Origin of the sequence: Streptomyces phyllanthi, from assembly GCF_009377205.1 — a bacterium.
GTDB lineage: Bacteria > Actinomycetota > Actinomycetes > Streptomycetales > Streptomycetaceae > Streptomyces > Streptomyces phyllanthi.
This window is the reverse complement of sequence record NZ_VJZE01000001.1, coordinates 51,539-76,176: the sequence shown is the minus strand read 5'-3', so window position 1 is coordinate 76,176 and position 24,638 is coordinate 51,539. Positions and strand designations below refer to the sequence as shown.

The window sequence follows — 24,638 nt, the reverse complement described above, 5'->3', positions numbered from 1 at the left end:
CATAGGAAAGTTGCGTCCTGTTCTCTTTGCACCTGGTGGGGTGACGGCATGATCGATCCAGTCTCTTAACTCTCAAGTATTTCATGGGGTTTGAGGGACACCGGGCGTACAAAGTGGCGCCCTGGTTCGATCCGTGCAAGGAATCGCATGCCTACCACCCCCCACGTCTCCCCGGATCCGGGCGTGAGACGCACAACCCGCATAGCCATGGCCGCCGGTCTGGCCGCCATCCTCACCACGAGCGGACTCATACCCCTGGCCTTCGCCACCGAAGGCCCTTCCGCGACCACGACCGCCGAGACCTCCAAGTCCGCGCACGACAAGCTTGGTTCGGCGGATGCCGAGCAACTCGCCGAAGCCAAGTTCACCGGCGAGAAGAACGTCACGATGATGATCGCCACCGCTCCCGGGAAGACCGAGCAGGTCGCCAAGGAGCTGGGTGGGATCAAGGGCGGCTCTGTCGGCCGCAGTTACGACAGGCTCGGCTACGTCCGGGCGACCGTCCCGACCGGCCGGGCGGACGCGGCCATCAAGGCCGCGACCAGGCTGTCCTCGGTGCACGGCATCGACCTGCGGCGCGAGATTCCGCTGGAGGACCCGCTCTCCGACGCGCGCGCCGTCAAGGGCGCCGCCACGAAGGCGACTTCGAAGACCTACCCGGCGCCCGGCAAGGACACCCCGGCCGAGAATCCGTACAACCCGTCCTTCGAGACGGGCGCCGTCGACTTTGTGAAGAGGCACCCGAAGGCAGACGGCCGAGGTGTCACCATCGGCGTGCTCGACACGGGTGTCGACCTCGCGAGCCCCGCGCTGCAGAAGACGACCACGGGCGAGCGGAAGATCGTGGACTGGGTGACGTCCACCGACCCGATCGTCGACGGTGACGACACCTGGCAAGCGATGACTGCTGAGGTGTCAGGTGCCAACTTCACATACGACGGCCAGAGTTGGACATCACCGGCGGGCTCTCACCGCATCAGCGTCTTCCGGGAGTCCGTGACCGCCGGTGGCACCGTCGAAGAAGGCGAGCCCGACGGCGATGCGAATCGCGACGGCGACACCACCGACAGCTGGGGCGTCCTCTATGACCCGCAGGCCGGCACGGTGACCGTCGACCTGAACGACGATCACGACTTCACCGACGACACTCCGATGAAGCCGTACAAGGACGGCCACCAGATCGGCTGGTTCGGTACCGACAACCCGGACACGGCCATCGCGGAGCGGCAGCCGTTCGTCGTGGAGATCCGCAAGGACGTCCCGATGGACCCGATGGGCGGCGATTGGGTCGGCAAGAAGTCCGACTTCGTCAACATCGGCGTCGTCAACGAAGCTCACGGGACCCACGTCGCCGGCATCGCTGCGGGTAACGGCCTGTTCGGCGGCAAGATGAACGGTGCCGCCCCGGGCGCGCAGATCGTCTCCTCCCGCGCCTGTCTCTTCGGCTCCGGCTGCACCAACGTGGCGCTGTCCGAGGGCATGATCGATCTGGTCGTCAACCGTGGTGTCGACGTCGTCAACATGTCCATCGGCGGCCTTCCCACGCTGAACGACGGCCAGAGCGCGTTCGCCGAGCTGTACAGCCGTCTGATCGACACCTACGGCGTCCAGTTCGTGCTCTCCGCAGGCAACTCCGGCCCTGGCGCCAACACCATCGAGGACCCGGGCCTGGCCGACAAGGTGATCTCGGTCGGCGCAGGTGTGTCCAAGGAGACCTGGGCCGCCAACTACGGCTCTGAGGTGGAGAAGAAGTACGGGCTGTTCACCTTCTCCTCCCGCGGCCCGCGCGAGGACGGCGGCTTCACCCCGACGGTCGTCGCCCCCGGTTCGGCGGTGTCCCCCATCCCGTCGTGGATGCCCGGCGCCCAGTCGTACAAGAATCTGACGGGCTGGGACCTGCCGCCCGGGTACGGCATGTACAACGGCACGTCGATGGCCTCCCCGCAGACGGCGGGCGCGAGCGCGCTGCTGCTGTCCGCCGCGAAGCAACAGCACACCGACCTCAGCCCGCAGCAGCTGCGCACGGCCCTGACCTCGACGGCCCGCCACATCAAGGGACTTCAGGCCTACGAGGAGGGCGCGGGCCGTATCGACATCCCCGCCGCCTGGAAGGCGATTCAGAAGGGAGTGAGCGCCCACGACTACACCGTCAAGGCCCCGGTCGACACGGCACTCGACCAGGAGCTGAAGACGCCGGGGTTCGGCAGGGGGATCTACGACCGCGAGGGTGGCCTGAAGGCCGGCCAGAAGAAGACGTACGACGTCACCGTCACTCGTACCTCCGGTCCCGACGAGCCGGTCACGCACATGCTGCGACTCAAGAACAACAAGGCCCGCACGTTGTCGATTCTCGGCTCGCAGACGGTCGCACTGCCGTTGAACCAGCCGGTCACCGTCAAGGTCCAGGCCGCGCCGTCGTCCGCGGGAATCAAGAGCGCCCGTCTGGAGATCGACGATCCGGCCACCGTGGGCGTCGACAAACAGGTCATGACGACCGTGGTGGTCTCCACCCCGGTCGAATACACCTACTCGACCTCGGGTTCGGTACAGCGCAACAGCGCGAAGACCTACTTCGTGACCGTTCCCGAGGGAGCCAAGGCGTTGGAGGTCGCGCTCGGTGGCCTGAAGGAAGGCAGTTGGACGGTGGCGAGCGCGGTCCAGCCGTACGGCGTCCCCGTGGACGAGGATGATCCCGACACGCCGGATGTGGCCACGTACACGGATCCGCAGGCCGGTGTCTGGGAGATCGTGGTCCAGTCGTACTTCGCCTCGGAACCGCTCGACAATCCCTACGACCTCGATGTCGTCGTGTACGGCGCCACCTTCGCCCCGGAGACCGTCACGCTGCCCGAGGCCAAGGCCGGCACACCGTCCCCGGTCTCCTGGACGGCGACGAACAACTACGCGACCGTCGAGGCGGGCACCGCCAAGGGCGGCTCCCTCGGCTCCTCGAAGCAGACACGGCCGACCATCGCCACCGGCGAGAGGCAAACCACCACCGTCGTGGTGCCTGAGGGCACCGCATCCCTGGATGTCGCCATCGGCAACCCGGCCGATGCGGCCGCCGACCTGGACCTGGCGGTGTACGACGCCGATGGCGACCTGCTGGGCTGGGACGCCGACAGCGACTCCGACGAGTCCGTTTCCGTCACGAAACCGGCCGCCGGCACTTACACCATCGAGGTACTGGGCTACGACGTCCCGTCCGGCTCGACGGCCTACGACTACCGCGACGTGTTCTTCTCGACCGCCCTCGGTTCCCTCACGGCGGACGACCTGGGAGCGGTGAAGCTCGCCAAGGGCGACTCGACGACCGTGTCCGCCCACGTCACCGCTGCGGCAGTGGCCCCTGAGGGCCGTGAGCTTTTCGGCGTGGTGCACCTGCTCACCGACCGCGGGACACCCGTGGGCGAGGGCACAGTGAAGATCCAGAAGGTTACGCCGTAACCGCAGGCGGCACCGTTACGTGACCCGTGTCTGTGATCCGCACCCTGATGCCCGGGACAACTTCGTCTCTCCCGGGCATCAGGGTGTTGCCATTGCCCGACGGTAACCCTCAGTCGACGAGGAGCCCGGTATACAACGGCACGATCGCTGCCCCACATCCGACAGCAGGGCTCTCAGTGGCGAAGGCAAGCATGCGGGCGGCGACACACACCCGCATGCTGCCCCCTATTTCGCCCTGCCCGGCCTGAGCCCGTCCGCGATGAATCCGAGGCGACGCCACTGCTCCCGCGGAAACGCCCTCAGTCCGCCCGAAGCGAGCACCTGGAGGCAGACATGGTCGGCACCGGCGGCGAAGTGTTCGTCCACCCGGCGTTTGATCGCCTCCTCGTCGCCCCAGGCGATCAGGGCGTCGAACAGCCGGTCGCTGATACCCGCGATGTCCTCGGCGGAGAATCCCAGGCGTTGCACGCTACCGGCGTAGTTCGGCAGAGCGAGGTAGCCGCGTAGCCAGTCCGTCCCGATGGCCCGGGCCTCGTCCACGTCCGCGCAGAGGATGACCGTCTGTTCCACCAGAACAAGTGCCCCCTCGCCCAGCGCTTCGCGGGTTCGCCGGGTGTGCTCCGGAGTGACGAGGTAGGGGTGAGCTCCTCGGGCCCGTTTGGCCGCCAGCGCCTGCATCTTCGGACCGAGAGCGGCGAGTACGCGTGCGTCGGTCGGCACCGGTGGGTCCGCGGTGTCCAGGCCGTCCAGGAAGGACTCCATGGCCGCCAGCGGCCGACGGTAGCGACCCGGCTGGGACGCGTCGACCACGGGACCATGGCTGACTCCGATGCCCAGCAGGAACCTGCCTCCATGAGTGGCGGACAGCGACGAGTAGGCGGCGGCGGTCTCCGCGGGAGTGTGGTTCCAGAGGCTCAACACGCCCGTCGCGACGGTCATTTCACGAGTCGCCGCCAGGAGCCTGTCCGCCGTGTCGAACACCGGCCCGCCCCCATCCGGAAACCAGATCCCGGTGTATCCCAACTCCTCGAGTTCGGCCGCCGCCTCCGCGGCTTCGGCCGGGTCCGCACTCGCCAGTGGGATGCTCCAGACACCCACTCCTGAGAGGCCCATGGACGTCCTTTCTCCTTCTGTATCGCACGCCTACGACGTCGAGACCCATGACGGCGCAACGCGCTCTCGGACAGTTCTCCAACCGAGTTGGTCGGTTCAACGTGGACAGGCAGGCTCCGGGCTACCGCCCGTGCCGGTCGAGCCAGGCGAAGGCCTCGTCCTGCATCTCCCGGGTGAAGACGTGGCCCAGTCCTGGCCAGCTCTTCGTTCCGAGGTGCCCGGCCGCGCGCTGTGACGCCCAGACCGCCCGCATCTTGGCGTACGCGGCTGTCACGCCCGCGTCGGCGAACGCCGGGTCGTCCTCGCCGTTGAAGAACAGCATGGGTTTCGGCGCCGCGATGCTCGCCACGTCCGGCATGTCGAGATGGCGGTTCAGGCCGGGATGCTGCATGAAGAACGCGGACTGCCCCAGGTCCGTGAAGGGGCCCGGCACCATCATTTCCTTCACCGTGGTCATGCAGGACACGGCTACAGCCGCGGAGATGTGATCCGACAGGGCGGCGACCTGCCAGGCTCGGAATCCACCATGGAGAAGCCCACCGCCGAGATCCTTTCGGCGTCGACTTCGGGCAGGTCCGCGAGAAAGGCCGCGGCTCGCAGGTCCTCCCGGGCAACGAGGCCGGCCATGGACGAGCCCAGGTTGAAGAAGTTACTGGCCAGCGCCTGCTGCCCGTCGGCGCTCAGACCGGACCTGTCACCCCAGCCCAGGGCGTCCACGCAGAGCACCGCGTACCCACGGGCGACGAGTTCGTCTCCGACGAAGCGGCCCCCGTACATCTCGTCGGCCCAGGAGCGCGCCGACTCCAGCCGCGTGTCGTCGTACCACGGCTGGATCAGCTTCTCCTTGCCGATGTCGAACTTCGAACCGTGGTCGTGCAGCAGAAGTACGGCGGGGAAGGGGCCGGGGCCGTTGGGAAGCAGCATCTTGGCGCGAACACGGCTGTACTGCGTCACGTTGAAGACGAGGGAACGTCGGCGGTGGCCGTCGGCCGCCCGGTCGTCGATGATCTCGGGGTCGAACCGCGTGGTGTCGACGGGCTGGAAGAGGAATTCCTCGACCTTGCCACGGGCAGTCCTTTGCCAGGCACGAAAGCTCCTGGACCGCGACTTCTCCCAGCTCAGCGGAAATGTGAGCTGGTCCTTGAGTTGTTCGTAGAAGGCCGGAAAGCTTCCCGGCACAACTCCGGGAGACTCGAAGGCAGCTTTTTGTGCCGGCCCTGGAGAGAGCGGCCACGGGGGACGGTCCCGCGGGACGGGTGGCCGCTTCCGCCAAGCGTGGCTGAAGCAGTGCCAACGGTGCCGTCAGAACAAGGGTCCGTCGTTTCATCTGGTGACTACCGCCCAACAGGCAGGTTGCAGGGGCCGTGCAGGAACATGTCGGTGCGGACCTTCGGTTCCCCCGGGCTGGGGCCACGCGATCGGGAATCCGCTGGACTGCCTGAACGCGACTGGTTTACCGGCGGACGACGGCGCCGCAACAGCGACACCGGCAGGCGGGGTCGGGGCACGAATGGTGGTTCTCCGTACGGCGAGGCGAAGGGCGCCACCGCAGCCACCCGTCGTGGAACGGGGTGCTGCGGTGGCGCCGGTCGGTTCGCCGTGTGGTCCGCAGAGTGCGGACGGTACGTCAGCCAGAGGCTCTGGTCACCAAATGACAGGAACCCGTTCGACCACGTTGTTGAGCCGGTACGAGTCCATTTTGATGTCGTCGACGTCGACGGCCAGGCGCATCGTGGGGAAACGCCGGAACAGCGCCGGGAAGACCAGCCGAAGTTCGGAGCGGGCGAGATTGGAGCCCAGGCACACGTACATGCCGTGCGCGAAGGCCAGGTGGGTGTTGGGCTTGCGGTCCATCTTGAACTCGTGGGGATCCTCGAAGACCGCCGCGTCACGGTTGGCGGCGTCATTGGAGATCAGGACCAGGTCACCGCGGGCGATGGTGACCCCGCCGATCTCGACGTCCTCCTGCGCGTACCGCGGCAGGCCCAGCCCGAAGGCCGCGGACATCCGCAGCACCTCTTCCACCATGGCGTTCACCTGGCCGTCGGGATCCTTGAGGAACTGGTCCCGTCGGCTCGGCTCGGAGAGCAGGAACATCACCCCGAGGTTGATCCGGGTCGAAGTCGTCTCGTGTCCGGCGAACAGCAGGCCCGCGGCCAGACGGCTCATCTCGGTGTCGACGAAGGTCGGGTCCTTTTCCTGCATGGCCACGAAGTCGGAGATGACGTCCGTGGTCGGGTTCTTCCGCTTCTCGGCGGCGAGCGTCAGCATGTAGGAGCTCAGCTCACCCATCGCCACCCGGGCGTCCGCGGTGGCACCGCCGAGCCGCTCCGACAGCCCGGTGAAGAAGTCACGGTCCTCGTAGGGCACTCCGATCAGCTCGCAGATGACCCTGACCGGGAGGTTGAAGGCCAGCAACTCGTGCAGGTCCACCGGCTCGCCGGGGCGGGCGTCGTGCGCGGCCTGCATGTCGTCGAGGCACTCGACGACCAGCTCCTCGATGCGGCCGCTCAGCAGCCGCATCCGGCGCGCGGAGAAGGCCGGTGCCAGCATGCCGCGCATGCGCTCGTGCCGGAACCGCTCGTTCTCCGGGTCCTGGGTCGGGCCGGCGGCCAGCGCGCCGTCGGTCACCCGGGAAGCCTTCTCCGGCTCCGGGTGCGACCGCACGAACCGGGAGTCGGCGTATATCTGCCTCGCCTCCTGGTACGAGGTCACGAGCCATGCGGGGTCACCCACCGGCGTGGTGACCCGGGTGACCGGCGCCTCCCGGCGCAGGGCCTCGTACATGAGGGAGACATCAAGCGCGTTGGGTCGGTCGAATGGCAGTTGGGAGGCAGCGGAGTCGCTAGTGGTGGTCATGCGCCTTCCTCGGCTTCGTGGTGGGGGATGCGAGGGGTGCTGGGAGTGTCGGGGAGGCTCGTCCTCGGGCAAGTCCGAGCGCACCCGTGTTCCTCCGCACGCGAAGAACACGGGCGATACCGAACCGCACCTGTGACCACCCTGGCCCGGCCCGTCCCCGCTGCCGTCCTTCAGGTTCAGGCACTTCGGCTACCGAAGATGCGGTATGCCCGGCCCACGACCTACCACGGATTCAGTAGGGAACCACGACGGAAGTCGGCTTGTGCTCACGGCGCAGGGAGTACTTCTACGGTGGAAGCGGCCGAGTCCGCCGGACTGACACGCGTCGTCAAGGTGTCGTCCTACGCGGCGGGTGTACGTCCCCTGGTCCCCTCGGCCGCCACGCACGTCGAGATCGAAGCTCGGCTGTGGCGGTCATCGTTGGCGTGGCCGCTGCTGCGCCCGGACTGGTGGCTCGACAACGTCCTGGCGCAGATCGCCCGTGTGCGCAACGGGGAGATCTTCTTTCCGGCGGGCGACGCGACCATCAGCGCGGTGGACGCCCGTGATCTGGCAGACGTCGCCATCGCCGAACTCCTGGCCGACTCGCAGTTCGGCGGAACTCTGACCCTCACAGGCTCCGACAGCGTCACGGTCGCGGAGATCGCCGAACGTCTGAGCCGCGCCGCGGACATACCGCTCTCCTACCGCGACGAGTCGGCGCCGGAGTGGCCCGACTACTACGTGGCGGGCATGCGCAAACTGTTCGCGAGCTTCCGCGCGCGAGGATTCTCGCCCCGCACTCACACCATCGAGGAAGTGCTCGGCAAGCCACCCCGCACCATTGAGCAGTTCGGCTCAGAGGTGCTCACGGCGGTGCTTCGGTCGTAATGGCCCCGGACGCGTCCCGCAACCGCAGCAACCCTGCTGCGGGACGCGCGGTGTGCAGTGCCTGCTCCACCCGCGCCCGGCGGCGCGCGCCGTCGGCTGGCCACGTCCCGCCCTGTGCTTGTGATCGGACAACAGCATTCACCCCGGTCGCCGTCGGCTCGAGTGACACCGAGGAGGTCAGGCCAGGAGCCGCTCGGAGGTGTGCCAGAGCTGCTCCGCCGCCTCCGGGTCGAGGGCGTGCGCGGCGACTCCGGTGAGGGTGCCGGGCTGGTGTGGCCCGGCCTCGGCGCAGTCCTCGAAGTATCCACCTGTCACGCCTTCGACCTCGGGCGATCCGGCGAGCAGGACGGATGTCGCCGCGCCCTGTTCGACGGACTTGAAGGACATCTCGGGCAGCGGGCGGTCCTCGCCGACAAGGGTCTGGAGGTGGGCCATGAACTGCGCCATCTCGGCATCCCCGGTATAGCGCCCCAGGTTGGTCTGGATCCCGCCCGGCATCAGTGCGTTGGCGGTGATCCCGTCGTCGGCCCAGCGTCGAGCGGCTTCGACGGCGAACAGGACGTTGGCCGTCTTGGACTGCGCGTACGCCAGCCACGGGTCGTAGGGCCGCTCGGTGAAGTGCAGGTCGTCGAAGACGACAGGGGAGAGGAGATGGCCGCTGGAGCTCACCGACACCACGCGTGCGCCGTCGGCCGCGGCGAGCGCGCCGTGCAGAGCGGTGGTGAGAGCGAAGTGCCCGAGGTGGTTGGTGGCGAACTGCAGTTCCCAGCCCTGAGGCGTCCGCGTCCGCGGACTGGCCATGATCCCCGCGTTGTTGACGAGGATGTGCAGTGGTCCCTGCCAGTCGTCCGAGAACGCGCGGACCGACGCCGGATCCGTCAGATCCAGTGGCGCGACCCGCACGCTGTCGTTGCCGGTCGCGGTACGGATGTCGTATGCGGTGCGGTGACCGGTGTCGGTGTTGCGGACGGCCAGGGTGACCTCCGCCCCGGCGCGGGCGAGTGCGCGCGCCGTCTCCACACCGATGCCGGATGCGGCGCCGGTGACGACGGCGCGGCGACCGGTGAGATCGACCCCTGCGATGACCTCGGCGGCCGTCGACCGAGCGTCGAACGAAGTGGTGAGACGTGCTGTTGTGGCCATGGCTGTGCACTCCTGATTTGCTACGCTCGGAAACGGAGGAGCCTCCGAATTGCTCCAAACCTAAGCGGAGGCGCCTCCGATTGTCCAGAAGGAAGGATCTTTGTGACCGGCACCCCACGCGGGCTGCGCGCCGACGCGCGGCGCAACCGACAACGCCTGCTCGATGTCGCCGCGCGCGCCTTCGCCGAGCAGCGCGCGGACGTCTCGCTCGAAGCCGTGGCGAAGGAGGCCGGGGTCGGCATCGGCACGCTCTACCGGCATTTCCCCACCCGTGAGGCGCTGGTCGAAGCCGTCTACCGCAATGAACTCGCCCGCGTCTGTGACAGTGCCACCGAGTTGCTCGCCGCGTATCCGCCGGACAAGGCGATGCGGCTGTGGATGGACCGGTTCTTCGACTATCTGGCGGCCAAGCAGGGCATGGCGGAGGCGTTGCGTGCCGTGGTCGCCTCAGGCGCGGATCCGTTCGCCGAGAGTCTCGAACGGATCGGGGCGGCCATCAGGACACTGCTGGAGGCCGGGGCCGCAGCAGGGGTTCTGCGTTCCGACGTCGATCCTCTCGACGTGGGGTTCAGTCTCGGTGGGGTTCTGCTGATCACCGGTGACATCGAGCAGCGAGACCGAGCGGGCCGGATGCTTGACCTGCTGTTCGACGGGCTCCGCTACCGCGCTGGCTGAGCCAGCGGGTGGAGACGGCGCACGGGGTACAGGTGCGGTGCGCTCGTCACGCCGAGCGCTCCGACGGGCACCCTGCAGATACTCCCGCCCTGCTCACCCTTGTGTACCGTGGAGCGTTCTGCGGAAGGAGAGCGGGCTCTTTCCGATGTGTCGGTGGAAAAACTTGCTGAAGTTGGTGGCGCTGGAGAAGCCGAGAAGGCCGGTGATACGGGCGGCGGATTCGTCGCTGTGGGCAAGGAGCCGCTTGGCCTCCACCAGGACGCGGCGGTCGATGAACTCCTTGGCGGTGACGCCGTCGGCCGCGAGCGTGGCACGCGACAGTGTGCGGGCGGAGTAGCCCAGGGCATCGGCATAGTCCTCGACAAGTCCTGTCCCTGGCCGTGGAACGGCTGCAACCCAGCAGGGCGATCTACTCGGACCCGGCCTGGCTGTCCGCCGCCACGGTCGCGGAGCCCGGCCCTGAGGCGTTCGTTCCCTTCAAGCACTCCACCCGCGAGCAGCTCATGGAGCGCCATCCGCTCTGGGCCACCGAGGACATCGAGCTGGAACTGCGGACTCTGGCCGCCTGGGACTCGGACAGCACCCTCTTCCTTCGCGGCAGCACGATCACGACCTTCGTCCCCGGACATCCGGCAGTGCCGTCCGAGGACCCGCTTGGGGGGCGACGGGTTGGTCTTCGCGAACAACACGTCGACCAGCAGGTGACGACGGCGTTCGTGACGGTTCACACGCGGAACAGTAGGGGAGCCGACACCACGACAGAGGCAAGACCATCTGATCGCAGGCAAGCCCTTCCCATGAATCTGACGGGTGTCGGCGGCAGGCCTGCATCGGCTGCTGACCGCCACTCCCCGCCTGGGCGGCCTGGCAGGTCAGAGGGTGGCACGCAGATGGCTGACGGTGACGAAGTGGTAGCCGTCGGCGGTCAGCGTGCGCAGGATCTGCGGGACGGCGGCGACCGAGGTGGGGTGGATGTCGTGCATCAGGACGACGTCGTTGCGTTCTGCCTCGGCGACCACGGTCCGGGCGACCTTGGCGGCGTCGCGGTATTTCCAGTCCTCGGTGTCCACGTCCCACAGCACGGGCGAGAGCGTGGTCGCGGCCTTCACCTCGACGTTGATCGCGCCGTAGGGCGGGCGGAAGAGAGTGGGCGCCTTGCCGGTGGCTGCCTTGATGAGGGCACTGGTCCGGCCGAGCTGAGAGGCGATCTCGTCGCGGGTGAGCTTGGTGAGATCCGGGTGGGTGAAGGAGTGGTTGCCGACCTCATGGCCGGCCTTCGCCTCGGCGCGCACCAGCTCGGGGTGGGCTGCGACGTTCTGGCCGACGACGAAGAAAGTGGCTCGCGCCTTGTACTGGGCCAGGTAGGTCAGCAGAGTCGCGGTCTCCGGGGCCGCCGGTCCGTCGTCGAAGGTCAGCGCGATGCACTTGACCTTCTTGCAGTCGGTGTCGTCGTCGCCGGAGGCGGTGTGGGTGGGGACGGTCACTTCCGGGACGTTCGTGGCGCCCAGGTCGAGCGGACCACTGGGCGCCACCGCCTGCCGCTGGGCACGCTTGCCGAACGGGGACAGCCATGGGGCGATGGTCCCCTTGTCCAGGGTCACCACGTAGGTCCCGGCGGCCGGGACGCCCACCTCGCCGCGGTCGAAGGTCACCCGCAGTCCACCGTCCCCGGTGAAGTCCATGTCGTCCAGGACCGTGGCGCGGGACGCCGGGTCGGAGAACGTGTCGCCGAGGCTGGCGACGTCCACGCCCTCACGACCCTTGAGCCGGTCCTTGAGCGCGTTGACGAAGGCGTCCCGGGATCCTTCGGCGATGAGCGCGAGGGGTTTGCGATAGGCGCTCGCCTTGCCGTCGTACCAGTACGTCCGGGAAGACAGCCCTGACCCGACGCCGTTGCGGTCCTGCGTGGTGAGCCGTACGCCGAGCACGTCGCCGGAGGCGACCAGGAACTGGTGGCTGATGTTGAGCTCGCCCGCCGGGCTGTCCGTTTCGTCTGCGCAGACCCCGGTGTGGAAGACGGACAGGCGGTTGTCCACGTCCTTCTTCATCGCGGCCGTCATCGCCTCGGCGCCGGGCACGTCGGGGTAGCTCGTCGCGAAGGGGCACGAGCTGTGCTCGCTGCTGTCGCTGACGATCTCCAGGCCCTTGATCTTCGAGGGGTCGACGCTCCGGACCGGCGAGGGACTCGCGCTGGACTCGGACCGAGTGTCCGCAGGCGCCTTGCTCGATGCCGTGTCCGATCCGGACGAACAGGCCGCCGTGAGGGAAAGGGCGCTGAGCAGCAGAAGGGAGGGGAGGACGTGAGTGCGCATGAGACCAGAACCTGACTGAGGGGATTCGCTGACGCCGCCGGCGGGACGCCGCGGCCGTTCTGGCCCTGATCCTTCGGTGTGGAGGCGTTTTTAGGCGACCCGCGGGGCCACCCCGAACAATCAGCTCAGCCGCTCTGGCACAGCTGTTCGTACGGCGAGTCAGGTACGTAGGTCCGCCATTGCGCCTTCGTCAGCCCGCCGCCGGTACGCGCGCAGATGGTGCGGACGGCGCGTTCAGGGGCGACGACGAGACGTTGCAGCGGTACGGAGGGACCACTGGCGTACACCGTTCCGCCGTCCTCGGTGAAGGCGAGGGAACGGATCTCGTCGCCGGACGTGGGCAGGTCCGAGCCGAGGAGTTGCTGGCCGCCGGCGTCCCACAACCGCAGGGTCCCGTTGGTACTGCCCACGGCCAGCGTGTCGCTGTCGGAGGAGAAAGCGAGGGCCCGCACCGCCTCCGGCTCGCCCCGGGAGTCCGTGTCGGAGGTACCGGTCAGCGCACCTGTGCGATGCCGCAACTCGGCGTCCCAGAGGGTGACGTGCCCGGTGGAGTCGCCGACGGCGAGCCGGGTGCCGTCGGGGCTGAACGCCAGCGCTGTGACGTCGCGGCCGTCGGCCAGCGCCCGCCCGCCGACTTTTCCGGTACCCGGGTCGGCGTACTGGTCGTCGGATCCGACGAGTATCCCGCCGTCCGGCCGCACCGCCAGGGCGGTGCCGGACAGACCGGGCACCGTCCGCGACCGCCGGTGGCTTCGGGTGTCCCAGATCTCCGTGGTGTCACCGCCGGCGGTGGCGCGGACTGCGAGCAGCGTGTGTCCGTCCGGTCCGAGGGAGAGGGCCGTGACCGGGCGGTCGGCCGCGCCGGAGGTGGCGATGACCGTACGGACGTTGCGGGTTCGTACGTCCCACTCGGTGAAGCGCAGCCGCAGTGAAGCGCCTGAGGACATGGTGTCGGCGGTGGCCACCGTGCGGCCGTCGGGGCTGAAAGCCACCAGGGGTGTCTCGTCGCCGGACTGGTTCGGCAATGGGCCGAGTGGTGCACGGGTGACCACCGTGCCGGTGTTCGTGGAGCGCAACTCGAAGCGGTAGCGGTTGCCGGACCGGGTGACCGTGGCGAGGGCGGAACCGTCCGGGCTGAGCACACCCGCGTCGACCGGGGTGCTGTGCCACTGCGGGGTGAGCCGGTCGGCGAGGCCGAGGGTGTGGACCGTGGCGCCGTCGAGGTAGCGCAGGAGACGATCCCTGCCCGGGTCCCAGGTCAGCCCCGACACCGCGTCCCCGGACAGTGGCTGGTGGAAGACTTGCGTGCCGCCGGTAACCAGCCGCCACACGGCGAGTCCCTGGTCGTCCGCCGTGGCGAGGAACTGGCCGTCGGGTGAGAGGGCGGCGTCCGTGAAGCCGGTGACGCCGTCACCGGCGAATTCGGCGAGCCTGCGCCCACTGCGGGCGTCCCAGACCAGAACACTCGTCCCGTACAGAGCCGCCAGCCTGTTGCCGTCCCCGCTGAACGTCAGCAGGCGCGAGCCGCCGTCCGCGCCCGAGCCGGTGCCGCACACGGTCTTGTCCGCCTTTTCCCAGTCTCCCGGCAGCCGTTCGCCGTCAGCGGTGTTCCACACCTGGAGCGGCCCCTCGGAAGGGCAGAGCGCGAGCAGACGGCCGCCCGGACCGACGGCCGTCGTGGACAGCGAGCGTGCGACAGCGGTGCTGAAGAGGGCTTTGCCGTCGTCCGTGCGGTACACCTGGACCGTGCCGGCGCCGTCCGCGGGCCCGGTGAGATACGCGCTTCCGTCGGAAGCGCTGCCCAGCAGCGGCGTGTCGCCGAGCTCGGCGACGGATCTGCCTGATGGAAGGTTCCACAGCCGCTCGCCCCCGTCCGGTCCGAGGACATCGAGGAGCTGGGAATTGGGGCCGGCACCGTTCGCCTCTGTGCCGGACGGCAGGCGGTAGGTGGCGACAACCTTGTGGTCAGCCACGTTCCGGGCGGTCACCGTGGTGCCGTCGACGCTGAGCAGGGTCCGGCCGTCGGTGGAGAGAAAACGCCGGACGTCTTTCCCGGTCCGGGGATCGGTGAAGGCGTCACGTTCTGGTTGCGCGAGGGCGGCCAGCAGCGCCGAGCGGGACTCGGTGAGCGGGGCGATCTTCCAGGACGCGACTCCCAGCAAGGCGGCAGTGCGCGGGTCGGTGGAGCGCAGACCGTCGGCCACGGTGGCCAGGCGGCGGGCGGCGGCCTTGGAGGCTTCTTCCTGGCTCACCTCGTTGCGCTGCCAGGCGACCAGGCCGGCGGTCAACGCCAGCACGAGGAACACGGTCAGGCCGACGACCAGCGAACGCGTTCGCCGTCCGGCGCGGGCCACGGCCTCCCGCTCGGTGTCCCGGGCCGCGAGGGAAGCGGTGAGGAAGGACCGCTCCACGGAGGTGAGTTCCTCGTCCGACTGCTGGGTGAGGTCGGTGTCCCGTCCCGGGGCGAACAGGTCCTGTGCCCGTGCCAGCCGCGTACCCCGGTACAGCGCCCCCGGGTCGTGGTCCAGTTCCTCCCAGGCGTGGGCCGCCTCGCCGAGCCTGCGCTGCACGCGCAGCCGCTCCCGGCTCTCCTCGATCCAGCCCGCCAGGCGCGGCCAGCCGGTGATCAGCGCCTCGTGCGCGAGTTCCACCGTGTCGCCGTCCAGGGTTACCAGACGGGCGGCGACGAGCTGCTCCAGCACTTCCCGGACCCCGCTGCCGAGTTCCGCCCGTGACGCCGGACGGCGCGTGTCGGCCGTGCCGTCGCCGGGGGCGATGAGCCGCAGCAGGATGCGCCGGGCAACACTGCTCCGCTCCGCCGACAACCCGCCGTACACCTGCTCCGCTGTGGCGGCGATGGCACCGTGCACCCCGCCCGTCTCCTCGTACCCGGCCAGGGTCAGAAGCCGTCCGTGGCGGCGGCGCCAGGTCTCCAGCAGGGCGTGGGAGAGCATGGGCAGCGCCCCCGGGCGGTCGACGACCTCCTCGATGATCCGGGCGGTGAGGGCGCGTTCCACGTTCAGGTCGGCGGCGGTGGCCGGGCCGGTGATGGCCTCACGCAGCTCGTCCCGGTTCATCGGACCCACCAGCAGACTGGCCCGGCGCACGGCCTCGGCCAGCTCGCGGTGGTCGGCGCAGTGGCCGTAGAAGTCGCCGCGGACCGCGACCGCCACCCGCAGTCGGCTCTCCGGTCGTCGCGCCGCGAGCAGCAGATCCAGAAAGCGGTCGCGCTCCGCTCGGTCATGGCACAGGGTGAACAGTTCCTCGAACTGATCGACGATCACCCAGGTCGTGGATTCGCCGTCCAGTGGAACGAACGCCTTCTCGTGCGTCCGCGCGGGCTGCGCCCCCGGGGCGAGCACCCGGATCACCGCCGGCCGCTCCGTCCCGTCCGCCTGCCGCAGCCGCGGGATCAGTCCCGCACGCAAGAGTGACGACTTACCGCTGCCCGACGCGCCGAACACCGCGGCGAACCGGTGCTCGCTGACCAGTTCCAGGAGGTTGTCGACGAGTGCCTTCCGCCCGAAGAAGAGGTCACTGTCGGCAGGTTCGAAACGGGCCAGTCCCCGGTACGGCGGCCTCTCGTCCGGCGCGGGCACCCGGATCTCGGCATCCGCCTCCCGCCAGCGCTGTTCCCACTCGTCCGGATCGGCCTCCAGCGCCTCGGCGTAGGCCCGCACCACCGCCAGGGTCGGCAGCTGGTCACCCGCCGCGGCCTGGGACAGCGTGGTCGTGGAGTAGCCCGCCCGCTTGGCCATCTCCCGGTACGGCGGCTTGCCGGCCTTCTCCCGCAGGACACGCAGCTCATGCGCGAGCCGCTGCACGGGACCGGCGTCGGGATCGACCGGCTTCTCGTGTCGTCCCACTGAGGACACCCTTCAAACGATCAGCTCAACCGCAAGGGCTTCAAACTAGGTTTTCGCTCGATACCCGTGCAATCCCGGCCGGTGGTGAGAAAGCCCACGGAACAGGCCGGGCGACCGTGCGACCCGGATTGTTCGACGCCCGAAGAGGGCTACTGACCAATCCTGTATCCGCCAAGACTCTCTCCCAGCCGGTGGCACCCCATGCCGCCGGCGCCCCCACCGCGAGCGGCCCCAGGCATACCCCCTGCCAGGGGCCGCTTCGCGCACCGACGCGCGACACGCCTCACCAACCGGGGAAGAGAGAACTCCTTTGCGCAACAAGCACAGGCGGCCAGGGCGCCACCGACACCTGGCCTACGGAACCGCCGCGCTCCTCGCCGTGGCCGGACTCGCCGCCACCACGGCCCTGGTCGCCCCCACGTCCGCGGGTGCGACACCCGACGCGGCGACGGGCAGTTCGGCCGGATCGACCACCAAGGTCACCCTGATCACCGGAGACACCGTCGGCGTGACCGGCGGCTCCCGAGTGATCGGCGTCGACCGGGGCAAGGGGCGGGCGAAAGTGCCGTACTCGGTCCAGAGCCTCGGCGGGCACACGTATGTGATCCCCGACGACGCGGCCCCACTGGTGGCGAGCGGACGTCTGGACCGGCGGCTGTTCGACGTGACCCAGCTGGTCGCCGACGGCTACGACGACTCCCACCGCCGTACCCTGCCGCTGATCGTCTCCTACCGGGGCTCCGCGCGTACGGCGGACGACGCCAAGCGGGCGTTGTTGTCGGCGGATGTCGAGGTGAAGCGCCAACTGCCTTCCCTGCACGGCGAGTCCGTGACCGCCGACAAGCCGGACGCCGTCTCGGTGTGGGCCGCGCTCACCCGACCGACCCAGGAGGCCGTCACCACGGAACGGGGTATCGACCGGGTCTGGCTGGACGGAAAGGTCGAGGCTCGGCCGTCGCAGGACGAAGACCCGGACCCCACCCAGGGCACGGCGCAAATTCACGCGCCTGACGCCTGGAAGGCCGGGTACGACGGCAAGGGCGTCAAAATCGCCGTCCTGGACAGTGGACTCGACGCCACCCACCCCGACCTGAAGGGCTCAATCGCCGGCTCGAAGGACTTCACGGGTGAGAACTCCACCGACGACCGCCTCGGCCACGGCACGCACGTCGCCTCCACCCTCGTCGGCTCCGGCGCCCGCAGCGGCGGCAAGTACAAGGGCGTCGCGCCCGGAGCGAAGCTGCTGGTCGGACGGGTGCTGAACGGCGAGGGCGACGGCGGCGAGTCGGGGATCATCGCCGGCATGCAGTGGGCGGTGAAGCAGGGCGCCAAGGTGATCAGCATGAGCCTCGGCGGCGACGACACCCCCGGCGTCGATCCGATGGAACAGGCGGCGAACGACCTGTCGGCCTCCTCCGGCGCCTTGTTCGTCATGGCCGCCGGCAACGAGGGCCCCAAGCCGGGGACCATCGACTCGCCCGGCGCCGCCTCCGCGGCGCTCACCGTGGCCGCCGTCGACTCGCAGGACAAGCTCGCCGACTTCTCCAGCCGCGGCCCCGACACGAGCCACGAGCTGAAGCCCGACATCTCCGCCCCCGGCGTGGACATCATCGCCGCGAAGGCGACGCACGGCTCCCTGGGCGACCCGGCCGGCCCGGGTTACGTCCGCATGAGCGGTACGTCGATGGCGACTCCGCATGTCTCCGCTGCCGCCGCGATCCTCGCCCAGGAGCACCCGGACTGGACGGGGCAGCGCATCAAGGCCGCGCTGATGGCCTCCACGGTCGCAATGAACGGCTCCGACTCCCCGTACGAGCGCGGCACGGGCCGCGTCGACCTGGCGCGCGCCATCCGTCAGACGGTGATCGCCGACACGCCGTCGATCTCCTTCGGCCAGCAGCTGTGGCCGCACAACGACGACCAACCGGTGACCAAGACGCTGACCTACCGCAACACCGGGACCGAGCCGGTCACTCTGGACCTGTCCTTGGCGGGCGACGCCCCGGCCGGCATGTTCACCGTGTCGCCGAGCCGCGTGACCGTCCCGGCCGGGGGCACCGCCACCGCCGCTGTCACCGCCGACACCCGCGTCGGTACCGAGGACGGCGCCTACGGCGCCACGATCACGGCGAGCGCGCAGGGCGCCAACGGCGAGAGCGTCCGGACCACCCTCGGGGCCGTCCGTGAGGCGGAGTCGTACGACCTGACGCTCAAGGGCATCGGCCGTGACGGCAAGCCCAACGCCCCGCACCGGCTGGACGTGATCGGTCTGGACAACGGCAAGCAGTGGTTCTTCGCCGACGACGGCAGCAGCCAGGCCTCCGCCAGTAAGACGAAGATCCGCGTACCCAGGGGTCGCTACCTGATCTCCGCCCAGCTGACCCCGGACACGGACGAGCCGGTGGAGGTGACCCAGCTCGTCGCGCCCCGCCTGAACGTGAACAGGACCACGACAGTGACCCTGGACGCCCGCAAGGCCAAGCCCTTCAAGGTCACCGCCCCCGACCCCCGGGCCCGTCTGTCCTCCGGCGCGGTCGTGATCGGTGCGCGCGGGGCCAAGCCGGAGTACGACTACGCCGACTGGCTCGGGCTGGGTGACAACGACGTGTACAGCCGCTACTTCCTCGGCCAGGTCGGACCGTCCGCCCCCGCCGGGGACTTCATCGCCCAGGCCGGCGGCGTCTGGCAGCGCGGCACCACCGGTGACGTGTACGACCTGGTGACCACCCGCAGGGGCTCGTTCTTCACCGGTCTCACCCGCACCTACTCGGCTCGTGGTCTGGCCAAGGTCGTCACCTCGATCGGCTCCAACGCCAAGGGAAGCCTGGCGGCCCCGACGGCGTACTGGAGCACACCGGGATGGCCCGCTCTCTCCGCCGGCCCGGCCGGTGGCACGGGCAGCTTCCGCCCGGTGCCCGCCGCGTCCGTCGTGCACCACGTGTACACGGGTGACGGCCTGCGCTGGGACCTCGGCCCCGGCGTCACCAGCGACTCGATCTCCAGCACCTTCAAGGCGACCGCACCCCGCCGCTACTCGCCCGGCCGCACCTACCGCGAGACGTACAACACCGGCGTGTTCGGCCCGCTCACCACCGACTCCAAGACCGTCGGCGATCCCGGTGCCGTACGTGCGGGAGAGGCCTACGCGGTGTGCGTGCCGATGCTCTCCGACGGAGCGGGCCACGCCAACTACGACGCCGGCACGACACGGTTCCACCTCACTTCAGGCTCCAGGACCATCGCGGACATACCGGCGAACCCCTGCGGGGCCCCCTTGGCGGGCCTGCTGCCGCAGAAAGCCACCTACCGCCTCGCCATCAGCACCTCCCAGTCGGCCGGTTCGGTGACCGTCGGAGGCCGGGCATCGGCGGTATGGACCTTCACCTCGTCCCCGACGGCGGACAACAAGGTCGAACGCCTTCCCCTGTCCGTGGTCCGATTCACCCCGAAGCTGTCACTGACCAGTACGGCGAAGGCGGGCACCGAACTCACGGTGCCGATCCGGCTGCAGGGCCCGGCAGCGAAGCGGGGCGCGGTCAAATCCCTCGTGGTCAAGGTGTCGTACGACGGCGGCCGCACCTGGAAGTCCACCACCGTGCACACGGCCAAGGACGGCAAGCGGCACCTCACCCTCACCAGCCCCGCCCGCCCCACCACGGTCGGCCTCAAGGCCACGCTCGTCGACCGCGACGGCAACACGGTGACCGAGACCCTGCCCAGCGCGTACCGGACGGTCAGGTGACCTGATCGCTCTCCTCACCAGGTCACGGGAAGTTCGGTGACACCACCCGTGAGCGTGGGGCGTACCTCCAGCTCGTCGAGTCCCTTGGCGAGCTGGAGGCCCGGCAGACGACGAGCCAGGGTGGCGAAGACCACGCGCAGCTCGACACGGGCCAGGCTCGCGCCGATGCAGAAGTGCACGCCGTGGCCGAATCCGAGGTGGGTGTGGTCGGAGCGGTCGGGGTCGAAGTTGTCCGCCTCCGGGTAGACGGACGGGTCACGGTTGGCGGAGTTGACCGAAAGGATCACTGCGTCGCCGGACGGGATGGTGACGCCAGCGATGTCGACGTCGGTATGGGCGTAACGCAGCAAACCGAGGTCGCCGGGCGCGCCCATGCGCATGATCTCCTCGACCGTGGCGTCGACCCGGCCGTCGGGGTCGGCGGTCAGCGCCTGCCACCTGTCCGGTCGGGTGAGCAGGAACAAGGTGCCGAGACCGATGCGGTTGACGGTGGTCTCGTGCCCGGCGAACAGCAGGCCGACGCAGAGGCGGACCATCTCCTCGTAGTCGAAGTCCGGGTCGGCGCCCTGTGCACGGACGACGTCGGAGATGACGTCCTCGCCGGGCTGCGCGCGTTTGCTCTCGGCGAGCGAGGTCATGTAGTCGCTGAACTCGGCGCGCGCCCGGTGGGCTTCCTCTCCGATGGTGAGGTTGGCCATGCGTTCCGACAGCGAGGCGAAGTACGGGTGGTCGTCCTCGCGCACGCCGAGCAGCCGGCAGATGACCGCGACCGGCAGGGGGAAGGCCAGTCCGGTATGCAGGTCGACGATGCCGTTCGGGGCGGTGGTGTGCGCTGTGACGAGCTGGTCGACGCAGTCGTCGACCAGGTGCTGCACATGCTCGGAGAGCGCGCGCATGCGCTTGGCCGAGAACGCCGGGGTCAGCAGTCGACGCATCCGGGTGTGGTCGGCCTTCTCGGTGGCGTAGTTACCCGAAGGGCCGTCCTGGACCGCGGCTGTGGTGATGCGGGAGGCCCGCTCGGGCTCGGGATGGGAACGCCCGAGGCGTGGGTCGCTGAGCAGGTCACGGACTTCCGCGAAGCGGGTGACCAGCCAGGCCGGATCCCCGGCCGGTGTGATGACCGGTGTCACCGGTGCCTCCCGGCGCAGCACTTCGTACAGCGGGGCCAGGTCGAGGATGTTCGGCCGGTCGAGGGGCAGTTGGAGACGTTCGTCGGCGATGCTCATGGCTTTCCTCCGGTGATCTTCCGGTGGCTCGACCGTAGCTTTACTGGCAGCATCTGCCAATAAAGCTTTCGGCCAGTCGGCCCACGCCGCGGCCGTGTCTAAGATCCTTCGATGGAGGACTTCAGATCGGGCGGCGGCCGTGCGCCTCGTCGGGGGCGGCCGCCGGTGAGCGACGAGCAACGTGAGCTGCAGCGCCTCGACATCTCCCGCCACGCCGTACGGCTTTTCGCCGAGCGGGGCGTCGCGGCCACCTCGGGAGAGCAGATCGCGCAGACGGCGGGAGTCTCGGAACGTACGCTGTGGCGCTGTTTCCGCACCAAGGAGAGCTGTGTGGAGCCGCTGCTCACGAAGGCGATCGAAGCCTTCCGCGCCGCCCTGCACACCTGGCCGGCGGACACCGAGTTGACGGAGCATCTGCGCGAGGCCTACGAGGTTGTCCCCGACTGGTCGTCCGACACGGACGCCGAGGCGGTGCTCGCCGTGATCCGGATGACCCTGGACGAACCGGCGCTGCGTGCCGCCTACCTGATGCTTCGTGAGCGCGCGGAGGACACGTTCGCCGAGGTGCTGGCCGAACGCACAGGCGTGGAGCCCGACGCGTTCGTCCTCCGCGCGCAGGCTGCCGCCGTGAGCGCCGTGTTCAAAGTGGCGACCGATCGCCTCGCCGTCGACGCGGCCGCATCGGGCATCAGCACGGAAGTCCTGGACCGCCACCGCGAGCAGCTCGCGAACGCACTCAGTCTGGTCACCCGGGGGCTCTCGGATGCCTCCCGGCCCCGGGCTGACGGCTGACCGATCGTCATTTGAGTCATGGGGGCTTCCTCCATCCCTGTTTCAGCCGCCCATTCCAGGGTGGGTCAGCCGCCGAGCCCCGGCGTGCGAACTTGCCGCCGCAGCCTCACTCGTTGGCGCTGCAAGGAGGCCGGGCTAGGCCGGCGCTGCAGAAGAAGGGCCTGCGGGGGCCCGCCTCTTCGCCCGGCAGGTTTCGTCATACTGGACCCGCTTTCCGCTGGGCACTGTCGAAGGCGGTGACAGGATCCTGACCGGCGTGATTCCAAGGGAACTCGGTGACCACGCCCCCCAGCGAGCGGAAGACGGGTGCGGCGAGCGGCGCCCGCCTGGCCGCGACCAGCGAGAAGGCGAGAAGGTTGAGATCACGCAGGGCCTCCGCGTGGACCAGTTGGCCCGTCTGCGGCCACTGGGCAGCAGCATTCCTCAGCACGGTATCCGCCTCCTGCCCGGACCAGAAATGGTCGGCCATCAGGGCGTTGACGCCACCGTGGGCCACGGTCCGCAGGTATCGGTGGACCAGGGAGAACAGAGGCAACCCCACGATGGGCGCTGTGATCGGCGTCGACGTCCGCACGCGGTCGACGAACTCCAGAGCCTGAGCGTGGGAACCGCACTCGTCAGGGGAGAGATAGCCGTACATCTGCAGATGGGCCTCGCGATGCCACCGATCCCGTGCGGCGATCTCTTTCCATACGGCGAAGACCTCCTCGCGAGGGTGTCGCCACTGCCTGAGCAGTCCAAGGCGTGCCACCCATGGGCTGGGATCGGAGGGGTCCAGGCGAGCAGCCTTGTGGCACGCTTGCAGGGCGTCCGTGACCTCGCTGTGGGACAGGGCGGAATGGGCGCCGCGGACCATGGCGCCCCATGCGAGCAGGTTGTGCACGTCGGGACTGCCGGGCGACTGCTCGATGAGGGCGTACTGGCTGCCAGCGCTGATCGTGGCGCCCAGGACTGCGAGGCGGTGAGCGCGCCGGTCCCAGTCCCGGCCGGCGTCGTGGAGCAGCCGCTTCACGATCGGCTCTGTCAGGGGACGCCCTCGCGGGTTATGCCTGATATCGAACTGACGACATGCCTTGCCGAGGTCGGAGTCGTCGAGTTCCGGGGCCAGATGGGGGGTCGGTCTTCTACGGTTGAAGATCACAGTTCTGAGTTCCTGCACGGATCGGGGACGGACGTACTTCCGTATGGGCATGGACAGATACCGTGCGGCGAGCGGCGGCCAGCCGGTGCGAGAGCGTCACCGAACCAAACCTCGTCGACTGGGCTTTCGCGTCGGCCTCGGCCGTCGCCGGTCCCCAGAGCAGGGTTGGTACGGCCCGGTCCGGCGCCGGTGGCATCCCGACCGCGAAGTCGACCCATGCCAGCAACACCACCGCCGTGTCGCCGTGTGCCGACGATGGCGAGTCCTGGGGGCGCGACGCGGGATTCACTGGCGGTAGCCAACGGGGCGATCCTTCCAAGGGGAATCCTGAGACCCGCCAGCCGTCGTCGGCGAGTGCGTCCGTGGCAAGTCCTGATGGGCTGCCGCTCCCCGTACATTCGATGAGCGGACGATATGTGTCAAGCGGCGAACGGATAGCGTCCGTTGGTCTAAGCTTGACCAGCCTTTGGCGAAGTCCCTGGCCTGCCGCAGGATGTACGCGCCGGACTCGGCGAAGGCTGTAGGCACCTGTGCGGGGGCTGATATAGCCGATCTTGGTGGTGCTTCGGGACCACTTCAGGTCGGCGCTGCAAGCGGCCAGTAGTGGGCCGGCACCCAGGGTGGCGGTGCCCACACCGAGGCCTCTGAGGGCGGAGAAGCGAGTGAGCTGGTCGGCGGGGTGTCCCATGGCGGCTCCCAAGGGCCTTCGTCCGCAGGGGCGAACACTGCAACGGCATGCCGCGTGATGGGTGCCTTTTTTCCTCGGGCGACCGGCAGACCTTCAGCCAGTGCCGGATCATCGCCCGGCAGGACACCGTCCTGTGCAAGGCACCGGTCGCGACCGGCAGTACCGGCAGTACTTCGTCGGCTGTTACGTCGAGGGCGCGATCGACTTCATCTTCGGCAACGCCACCGCCGTCTTCGACGGGTGCAACATAGCCATGCGCAACTGGGTCGGCGGCACGGTGCTCGCGCCGAACACCGACAAGAGCCAGAAGTACGGCATCCTGATCGCCAGCAGCACGATCTACACCAACGGTGTACCGGCCAACACGATGTACCTCGGCCGCCCCTGGCACAACTCGGTCGACGCCTCGCCCCAGGCCGTGGTCCGCAACTCCACGATCAACTCCGGAGTCACCGCGGCTCACCCCTGGACCGACATGACCACCGACTATTCGTGGACGCAGGCCCGGTTCAAGGAGTACAAGAACACGGGTGCCGGCGCGGGCACCGGCACGAACGCGCCTCAGATGTCGGACTCCGAGGCTGCCGACTACACCGCCGACAAGTACCTGGCGGGCACGGACGGCTGGAGCCCGGTCTTCCACAGCTGACCGCTTCGGAGGCGACGGTCCCACCGCCCAAGCGAGGCCCTTGAGCCAGCGGCGTGACCGAGTCTCTCGGGGTGGCGGGTGCAGCGCGGCTGCACCCGCCACGCACGCGCGGGCC

General features: G+C 69.1%; 15 protein-coding genes and 1 pseudogene. 6 read left to right on the top strand and 10 right to left on the bottom strand.

Translation table 11 applies throughout. The features are described 5' to 3' along the window. The first annotated feature begins 147 nt into the window (after window positions 1-147). Entirely contained in the window at window positions 148-3,447 is a 3,300-nt protein-coding gene (locus FNH04_RS00280; protein WP_152779130.1) for a S8 family serine peptidase, read from the top strand. Between the two features lie 225 nt (window positions 3,448-3,672). Here the strand turns inward: FNH04_RS00280 and FNH04_RS00275 are convergent, their stop codons facing one another. From FNH04_RS00275 to FNH04_RS00265, 4 genes are all read right to left on the bottom strand, one after another. Beyond that, window positions 3,673-4,560, bottom strand: a complete 888-nt coding sequence (locus tag FNH04_RS00275; RefSeq protein WP_152779129.1) for a TIGR03620 family F420-dependent LLM class oxidoreductase — start codon at window positions 4,558-4,560, stop codon at window positions 3,673-3,675. 121 nt (window positions 4,561-4,681) lie between these two features. Then, window positions 4,682-5,017 carry a hypothetical protein gene (locus FNH04_RS48815; RefSeq protein WP_194236482.1) on the bottom strand — a complete coding sequence of 112 codons (336 nt, stop codon included), beginning with the start codon at window positions 5,015-5,017 and terminating at the stop codon, window positions 4,682-4,684. Window positions 5,018-5,028: 11 nt separating this feature from the next. Continuing rightward, complete coding sequence (locus tag FNH04_RS00270; RefSeq protein WP_194236481.1) at window positions 5,029-5,739, bottom strand: dienelactone hydrolase family protein; 711 nt, start codon at window positions 5,737-5,739, stop codon at window positions 5,029-5,031. Between the two features lie 465 nt (window positions 5,740-6,204). Then, window positions 6,205-7,419 (bottom strand): cytochrome P450, encoded by a 1,215-nt coding sequence (locus tag FNH04_RS00265; protein WP_152779128.1) that lies wholly within the window; start codon window positions 7,417-7,419, stop codon window positions 6,205-6,207. A gap of 291 nt (window positions 7,420-7,710) precedes the next feature. Between FNH04_RS00265 and FNH04_RS00260 the strand changes: the two genes are divergently transcribed. After that, the gene (locus FNH04_RS00260; protein WP_152779127.1) at window positions 7,711-8,289 is read left to right on the top strand and encodes a Rossmann-fold NAD(P)-binding domain-containing protein; all 579 of its coding nucleotides are present in this window, start codon (window positions 7,711-7,713) and stop codon (window positions 8,287-8,289) included. Between the two features lie 177 nt (window positions 8,290-8,466). On the opposite strand, the gene FNH04_RS00255 is transcribed toward FNH04_RS00260, so the two are convergent. Further along, on the bottom strand, window positions 8,467-9,432 hold the full coding sequence (locus FNH04_RS00255) for an SDR family NAD(P)-dependent oxidoreductase (protein WP_152779126.1): 966 nt from the start codon (window positions 9,430-9,432) through the stop codon (window positions 8,467-8,469). 102 nt (window positions 9,433-9,534) lie between these two features. Between FNH04_RS00255 and FNH04_RS00250 the strand changes: the two genes are divergently transcribed. Next, entirely contained in the window at window positions 9,535-10,107 is a 573-nt protein-coding gene (locus tag FNH04_RS00250) for a TetR/AcrR family transcriptional regulator (protein ID WP_322722155.1), read from the top strand. Window positions 10,108-10,200: 93 nt separating this feature from the next. Here the strand turns inward: FNH04_RS00250 and FNH04_RS00245 are convergent. The 3 genes and pseudogenes from FNH04_RS00245 to FNH04_RS00235 all read right to left on the bottom strand — a co-directional run. Then, window positions 10,201-10,479 (bottom strand): annotated as a pseudogene (locus tag FNH04_RS00245) (helix-turn-helix transcriptional regulator); the annotation flags it as partial. A 500-nt stretch (window positions 10,480-10,979) separates the two neighbouring features. Then, on the bottom strand, window positions 10,980-12,419 hold the full coding sequence (locus tag FNH04_RS00240) for a polysaccharide deacetylase family protein (RefSeq protein WP_152779125.1): 1,440 nt from the start codon (window positions 12,417-12,419) through the stop codon (window positions 10,980-10,982). 125 nt (window positions 12,420-12,544) lie between these two features. After that, window positions 12,545-16,285, bottom strand: a complete 3,741-nt coding sequence (locus FNH04_RS00235) for an nSTAND1 domain-containing NTPase (protein WP_322722153.1) — start codon at window positions 16,283-16,285, stop codon at window positions 12,545-12,547. 310 nt (window positions 16,286-16,595) lie between these two features. On the opposite strand from FNH04_RS00235, the gene FNH04_RS00230 reads away from it, so the two are divergent. Further along, window positions 16,596-20,027, top strand: a complete 3,432-nt coding sequence (locus FNH04_RS00230; protein WP_152779124.1) for a S8 family peptidase — start codon at window positions 16,596-16,598, stop codon at window positions 20,025-20,027. Between the two features lie 14 nt (window positions 20,028-20,041). On the opposite strand, the gene FNH04_RS00225 is transcribed toward FNH04_RS00230, so the two are convergent. Further along, entirely contained in the window at window positions 20,042-21,253 is a 1,212-nt protein-coding gene (locus tag FNH04_RS00225; protein WP_152779123.1) for a cytochrome P450, read from the bottom strand. 111 nt (window positions 21,254-21,364) lie between these two features. Between FNH04_RS00225 and FNH04_RS00220 the strand changes: the two genes are divergently transcribed. Then, on the top strand, window positions 21,365-22,045 hold the full coding sequence (locus FNH04_RS00220) for a TetR/AcrR family transcriptional regulator (protein WP_152779122.1): 681 nt from the start codon (window positions 21,365-21,367) through the stop codon (window positions 22,043-22,045). A gap of 196 nt (window positions 22,046-22,241) precedes the next feature. Here the strand turns inward: FNH04_RS00220 and FNH04_RS00215 are convergent, their stop codons facing one another. Continuing rightward, the gene (locus tag FNH04_RS00215) at window positions 22,242-23,057 is read right to left on the bottom strand and encodes a tetratricopeptide repeat protein (RefSeq protein ID WP_322722148.1); all 816 of its coding nucleotides are present in this window, start codon (window positions 23,055-23,057) and stop codon (window positions 22,242-22,244) included. 950 nt (window positions 23,058-24,007) lie between these two features. On the opposite strand from FNH04_RS00215, the gene FNH04_RS00210 reads away from it, so the two are divergent. Beyond that, on the top strand, window positions 24,008-24,523 hold the full coding sequence (locus tag FNH04_RS00210) for a pectinesterase family protein (protein WP_152779121.1): 516 nt from the start codon (window positions 24,008-24,010) through the stop codon (window positions 24,521-24,523). The last annotated feature ends 115 nt before the right edge of the window (window positions 24,524-24,638 follow it).